Consider the following 227-nt stretch of genomic DNA (forward strand, 5'->3'; position numbering starts at 1 on the left):
TTGAGGGTCTCTGATCGTGCTAATTAGAAATTCGCCTCGAGCTTGCGCCGCACCGTGCATGTAAGTGTCATAATGTAGCGCAGCGACTTCGCCTTGCTCGCCGCTAATATGCGCTTCACTAAACATTGCAGCACTGGCATTCTGTTGGCTGTCTTTGTCACCATCGGAGAACACAGCAATACCAGACTCACCCACCGTAACGTGTGTTGGCTTCACTGACTCTAAAT

General features: G+C 50.2%; 1 pseudogene. It reads right to left on the reverse strand.

Annotated features, from left to right (window positions below):
* Positions 1-216: pseudogene (locus tag CWC11_RS22375) on the reverse strand (hypothetical protein); the annotation flags it as partial.
* Positions 217-227: the final 11 nt, after the last annotated feature.

The organism is Pseudoalteromonas sp. S3178, from assembly GCF_005886985.1.
GTDB lineage: Bacteria > Pseudomonadota > Gammaproteobacteria > Enterobacterales > Alteromonadaceae > Pseudoalteromonas > Pseudoalteromonas carrageenovora.